This is a genomic window from Porphyrobacter sp. AAP82, assembly GCF_000331285.1.
Classification (GTDB): Bacteria; Pseudomonadota; Alphaproteobacteria; order Sphingomonadales; family Sphingomonadaceae; genus Erythrobacter.
Genome location: NZ_ANFX01000009.1, coordinates 1 through 5983 on the forward strand (window position 1 = coordinate 1; position 5983 = coordinate 5983).

The 5983-nt window shown below is 68.3% G+C and carries 5 protein-coding genes; 3 read left to right on the forward strand and 2 right to left on the reverse strand.

The features are described from left to right. A partial coding sequence (locus D620_RS0101925; protein ID WP_017664094.1) for a DEAD/DEAH box helicase occupies positions 1 to 1552 on the reverse strand: 1552 nt, incomplete at its 3' end. 244 nt (positions 1553 to 1796) lie between these two features. Further along, positions 1797 to 3341 carry a glucose-6-phosphate isomerase gene (pgi, locus tag D620_RS0101930; protein WP_017664095.1) on the reverse strand — a complete coding sequence of 515 codons (1545 nt, stop codon included), beginning with the start codon at positions 3339 to 3341 and terminating at the stop codon, positions 1797 to 1799. 49 nt (positions 3342 to 3390) lie between these two features. Between pgi and lepB the strand changes: the two genes are divergently transcribed. From lepB to era, 3 genes are read left to right on the forward strand one after another with little or no spacing between them, the layout of a single operon-like run. Next, positions 3391 to 4224: a signal peptidase I gene (gene lepB, locus D620_RS0101935; RefSeq protein WP_017664096.1), complete on the forward strand. Its 834-nt coding sequence runs from the start codon at positions 3391 to 3393 to the stop codon at positions 4222 to 4224. Beyond that, positions 4221 to 4907, forward strand: coding sequence for a ribonuclease III (rnc, locus tag D620_RS0101940; protein ID WP_017664097.1), 687 nt, complete (start codon positions 4221 to 4223; stop codon positions 4905 to 4907). The genes lepB and rnc overlap by 4 nt, the downstream gene beginning before the upstream one ends. 58 nt (positions 4908 to 4965) lie before the next feature. Then, positions 4966 to 5883, forward strand: a complete 918-nt coding sequence (gene era, locus D620_RS0101945; protein WP_017664098.1) for a GTPase Era — start codon at positions 4966 to 4968, stop codon at positions 5881 to 5883. Positions 5884 to 5983 lie beyond the last annotated feature (100 nt).

Genomic DNA, 5983 nt, shown 5'->3' on the forward strand with positions numbered 1-5983 from the left:
CGCCGCCGCCGCCACGCCCGCGGCCGCCGCGACGATTGCCGCCGCCGTTGCCGCCGCCGCCATGGCCCTGGCCCTGCGGACGACCACCGCCCGGACGACCGCCCGGCCCGGCCTTGGCCGAAGGCTGGCGGCGGTCACCCTGCGGGCGGCCTTCGCCCTGCTGCGGACGCCGTTCGCCGCGCGGGGCTTCGGCATGGCGACGCTCGCCGCCGCCGCCGGCACGGTCATGCTGCGGACGGCCCTGCGGCTTGCCCTGCGCCGGGCGACGCTCGCCTTCGGGACGACGCTCGCCTTCGCGGCGCTCGCCCTTGGGGGCGCCGCGCTGGCCGAGCGGACGGGCCTGCACCCGCTTGACCGGCTGGCGGGGCGCAGGCTTTTCCGGCCCCTCGCCTTCGACCACCGCGCGGAAATTGTCCGGCAGCGGCAGCCGCTCCAGCTCGGCGCCGGTCACCTTGCGAATGTCCTTCAGGTAAGCGCGCTCGTCCTCGGCACAGAAGGCGATCGCAATGCCATCGCGGCCCGCGCGCGCTGTCCGGCCGATGCGGTGGACATACTGCTCGGGCACGTTGGGCAGCTCGTAATTGATGACGTGGCTCACCCCCGGAATGTCGATCCCGCGCGCGGCGACATCGGTCGCGATCAGGATCGGCACGCGCGCCTTCCTGAATTCGTCCAATGCGCGCTGGCGCTGCGGCTGCGACTTGTTGCCGTGGATCGCGTTGGCCTCGATCCCGCTCTGGCTGAGCTTCTTCACCACCCGGTCCGCGCCGTGCTTGGTGCGGGTGAAGATCAGGATCCGCTCGAACTCGCCGGGCACCTGATGGCGGCGCTGGAGGATCATCTGGAGCAGCGAGAGCTTTTCGTCCTGCTGGACCATGAAGAGATACTGGTCGATGCGTTCGGCCGTGGTGCTCTCGGGCGTCACCGAGACCTGCACGGGGTTGTGGCAATAGCCGCTCACCAGTTCCTTGATCGCCTTGGGCATGGTCGCGCTGAAGAACAGCGTCTGGCGCTCCTTCGGGGCAAGCTCGCGGATCTTCCTCAGCGCGTGGATGAAGCCGAGGTCGAGCATCTGGTCGGCCTCGTCGAGCACGAGGATCTCGATGCCTGCAAGGTTGAACGCCTTCTGGTCGACAAGGTCGAGCAGGCGCCCCGGGGTCGCCACCAGAATGTCGGTCCCGCGGTGGAGCTTGTTGCGATCCTTGCCCACCGAAGTGCCGCCGACGATGCACTGCACCTTGAGACCGGCGAGCGCGCCGTAATCCTTGGCGCTGTCGGCGATCTGCACCGCCAGTTCGCGGGTCGGGGCCAGCACCAGCATGCGGCACGACTTGAAGGGACAAGGCTTGTCGGCCTCGCGCAGGCGGTCGATGCTGGGGAGCATGAAGGCGGCGGTCTTGCCGGTCCCGGTCTGCGCAATGCCGAGGAGGTCGCGGCCCTTGAGCACCGGCGGGATCGCCTGCGCCTGGATCGGGGTGGGAATGGTGTAGCCCTTCATGTCGAGGGCCTGAAGCACGGGCTGCGACAGCCCAAGGTCAGCGAAAGTGGTCATGTTGATGGTACTCGCAAATATGCTGCGACGCGCGCTGGAGCGTGCCGGACGCATATCGTCCACGGGCACGCCACGCGCGGCGCGGGGGTTGAAACCGCCCGCGTGAAAAGGGAAGTCTTGGAGGTAGAACCGAGGCGCGGCCGGGGCGGATTTTTGTCAGAGTTCCGCCGCTTCACGCATGGCTAGCGCGCTTCGATCGGGGGCAGGTGGGCGCAAAGCGCGCGAAAGTCAATCGAATACGCGATCACCCCAGCCCGGCCGCCGCCATCAGCGCCTTCGTCGAAGGGTCGAACTCCCCCTCCCCGCTCTCGATCTGCTTGGCGATGGCCTTGCCGAGCTCGACCCCGAACTGGTCGAAGGGGTTGATCCCCATCAAGACCGCGCCCGCAAAGGTGCGCTGCTCATGGAAGGCGATCAGCGCGCCCAAGGCCGCCGCGTCGCAATCGTCAACGAGGAAGGTGGTCGAGGGCCGGTCGCCGGCATAGGCGCGCGCGGGGTCGTCGGAAGGTTTGCCCGCCATCAGCGCGGCGCCTTGGGCGAGGCAGTTCATCAAGAGGATGCGGTGATGCGCCGGGTCGAGATCGTCGCCGGGCGCGATGCTGGCGATGAAGTCGACCGGGATCAGGTGCGTGCCCTGGTGCAGCAGCTGGAACACCGCGTGCTGTGCATCGGTCCCCACCCCGCCCCAGGTGATCGCTGCCGTCGCGCCGTCGACGGGCGCGCCGTCAACCGTCACGCTCTTCCCGTTCGATTCCATTTCGAGCTGCTGGAGATAGTCGGGCAGCAGCGCGAGGCGTTCGTCATAGGCGAACACCGCGCGGGTCTGGCAGCCGCGAAGGCGCGTGTAATAGAGGTCGGCGAAGGCCGCCAGCAGGGGCGCATTGGCGCGGCCCTCGGCCTCGCGGAAATGATCGTCGACCGCCTTGGCTCCGGCCAGCATCTGCCGGAACTCGTCCATGCCCGTAGCAAGCGCGACGGGAAAGCCGATGCTCGAGAACAGCGAATAGCGCCCGCCCACGCTCTCGGGGAAAGGCAGGATGCGGGTCTCGTCCACCCCCCACTCGACCGCCTTGCCGGGCGCCGCGGTGAGCGCGACGACACGCCCGCCCGGGTCCTCGACGCCATTGTCGGCGAGCCATTTCAGCGCGCTCGCCGCATTGGTCATGGTCTCGATGGTGGTGAAGGTCTTGGAGGCGACCGCGATCAGCGTGGTCTCGGGGTCGCAGCCGCGAAATGCCTGTTCGAGCGCGAGGCCGTCGATATTGGAGACCACGTGGACATCGACCAGCGCCAGATCGCGGGTCAGCGCGTCGATCGCCAGCGCCGGGCCCAGCGCCGATCCGCCAATGCCGATGGCGATGCAGTGCCTGATCTCGCCCAGCGCGCCCTCGTGGATGGCTTCGACCAGCATGCCCATGCGGGCGAGCAGCGCCTCGGCCTCCTCGACTTGGGGCCCGGTGCCGCTGCCGCGCAGCGCGCCGTGGGTGGCGGCGCGGCCTTCGGTGACATTCACGATCCCCCCGCCGAACAGATTTTCGCGCGCAGCGCCAAAGCCTGCCGCCTCGGCCAGCGCCTCGAAGGCGGTCAGGGCCGCGTCCGACAGGTGGGTCTTCGAAAAATCGATCCGCATCCCCGCCTCGGCGCTGCTGCCGGGTTGCACCGGCCAGGCGATCCGGCGGGTCAGCGCCTCGTGGCGTCCCGGGTCTGCCGCGAACAGTTCGGCGAGAGATGCCTGCGGCAATCCGCGCAAACCCGCCCAAGCCGCTGCCGTGTCGCCAATCGTGCCCATCGCCGTTCCCCTTTGCGCAAGTGTGCGGCTGCGAGTAAGGGCAAGGGCGATGGATGTTAAGACCCAATCGCACGGGGGATCGCCGCCCGCCGCAGACGGCGCCCGCACGGGCGAGAGCTGGGGCGGCTTCGCGTGGTTCCTGGTCAAGCTGTTGCTGGCGGTGCTGGCTTTCAGGGTATTCGTATTCTCGCCCTTCTCGATCCCGACCGAGAGCATGCTGCCGCGCCTGATGACCGCCGATTACCTGCTGGCGGCCAAGTGGCCCTACGGCATCTCGCGCCATTCGCTGCCCTTCGATCTCGCCCTGCCCGAAGGGCGGCTGCTGCCGCGCACGCCGGAGCGCGGTGATATCGTGATCTTCAAGCACCCGGTCGACGGGCAGGACTATATCAAGCGCGTCATCGGCCTTCCCGGGGACCGGGTGGCGGTGGTGAGCGGGCAGGTGGTGCTCAACGGCGCGCGGGTGGCGCGCGTGGAGGTTGCCGACGTGCTGGTGCCGGTCTCTGCCAATACCGGCTGCGGCTGGGGCGGCGTTGCCGGGCGCGGCGCGGATGGCGAGGTGTGCCGCTATACCGCCTTCCGCGAGACCCTGCCGAACGGGCGCGCCTACACCGTGCTCGAGTTCGGGGCGACGCAGGCCGACAGCGTCTCGGAGAGGGTCGTGCCGCCCGGCACCCTGTTCGTGATGGGCGACAACCGCGACAGCTCGCTCGACAGCCGCTTCCCGGCCGAGGCAGGGCAAGGCGTGAGGTTCGTCTCGCAGGACCTCCTGGTCGGGCGCGCGGCGGTGATCGTGTGGTCGACCGACGGCAGCGCGCAGTGGCTCAACCCGGTCTCGTGGTTTGCGGCCGCGCGCTGGGACCGGATCGGCAACACCCTGTGACCGGCAGCCTCGTCCCCGAAACCCGCGCCTGGCTCGAGGCGCAAGGCTTTGCTCCTGCCGGGGACGCGCCGTGGCTGGAGGCGCTGACGCATGGCAGCTTCAACGGCTCGGGCGCGGACGAGGCTGATTATCAACGTCTTGAATTTCTTGGTGATCGTGTCCTCGGCCTATCGGTCGCCGCGTGGCTGTTCCGCGCCGGTGACGCGCCCGAGGGCCGCCTCTCGCAACGTCTCAACGCGCTCGTCAGCGGGGCGACCTGCGCACGCATTGCGCGGACCATCGGGCTCCCGCAGCACATCCGCCTCGGCAAGCAGGCGCGCGACGACGGCGGCGCGGACAGCGACAAGATCCTCGGCGATGTGATGGAGGCGCTGATCGGCGCCTGCTTCATCGCCCACGGCTTCGACGCCGCGCAGGGCCTTATCTACCGGCTGTGGGCGCAGGAGCTTGAAGGCGATGTCGGCAAGGCCAAGCATCCCAAGAGCGCGCTTCAGGAATGGGCCGCGGGCAACCGGCGGATGGCCCCGCTCTACGAGGTCACCGACCGCTCCGGCCCCGATCACGCTGCCCGCTTCACCGTGCGCGTCACGGTGAGGAACGTCGGCAGCGCCGAGGCGACCGCGACCAGCAAGGGCGAGGCCGAAAAGCTCGCCGCCAAGGCGTTCCTCGAGCAGTTCGGGTGATTTGTTCCCTAAATGTTTCACGTGGAACATTTGCGCGGATGATGCAAGAAGGTTTCTTATGACAGATACGCCCCCCACCCGCTGCGGTGTCGTCGCGGTGCTTGGCGCGCCCAACGCCGGCAAGTCCACGCTGGTCAACGCCCTCGTCGGCCAGAAGGTCGCGATCACCTCCGCGAAGGCGCAGACGACCCGCGCGCGGATGCTGGGGATCGCGCTGCACGAGCTGGAGGGCGCGCCCACGCAGATGATATTGGTCGACACCCCCGGCATCTTCGCCCCCAAGCGCCGCTTGGACCGCGCGATGGTGAGCGCCGCATGGGAGGGCGCCGAGGCGGCCGATGCGGTGCTCTTGATGGTCGATCCGATCAAGCAGCGCCGCCATGAACTGGAGCCGCTGCTGGAGACGCTGGCCGGGCGGCCCGAGCGCAAGATCCTCGTCCTCAACAAGGTCGACCGCGCCAAGAAGGAGCCGCTCTTGGTGCTCGCGCAGGAACTCACCGCCAAGGTCGATTTCGCCGAGGTGTTCTTCATCTCGGCCCTGACCGGCGAGGGTGTGGGCGAGTTGAAGGACCACCTCGCGGCGATGATGCCCGAGGGCGAATGGATGTATCCCGAGGATCAGGTGTCCGACGCCTCCGAACGCCTCCTCGCCGCCGAGATCACCCGCGAACAGCTCTACCAGCAGCTCCACGAGGAACTGCCCTACGACAGCGCGGTGCGCCCCGAGAAATACGAGGTGCGCCCCGATGGCAGCGTGGAAATACACCAGCAGATCGTCGTCACCCGCGACAACCAGCGCGCAATCGTGCTCGGCAAGGGCGGCTCCAAGATCAAGGCGATCGGCGCCGCGGCGCGGGCCGAGCTGGCCGAGGTGCTGGGGGTCAAGGTGCACCTCTTCCTGCACGTGAAGGTGTTGGAGAATTGGGCCGAAGACAAGGAAATCTTTGAGGAAATCGGGCTGGATTGGGTGCGGTGATAGATACGAACTTCCTGTGGAAACAGGTGGGGAATGACGTGACCCCCTGATTTTCCTCCACGAGCGATTAGAGTCTGGCCTGAAGGAAGGACAGACGATG

Bases quoted from the DNA above. Each gene is read 5' to 3' on its own strand.
- pgi (WP_017664095.1), bottom strand. From the start codon at position 3,341: ATGGGCACGATTGGCGACACGGCAGCGGCTTGGGCGGGTTTGCGCGGA.
- lepB (WP_017664096.1), top strand. From the start codon at position 3,391: ATGGATGTTAAGACCCAATCGCACGGGGGATCGCCGCCCGCCGCAGAC.
- era (WP_017664098.1), top strand. From the start codon at position 4,966: ATGACAGATACGCCCCCCACCCGCTGCGGTGTCGTCGCGGTGCTTGGC.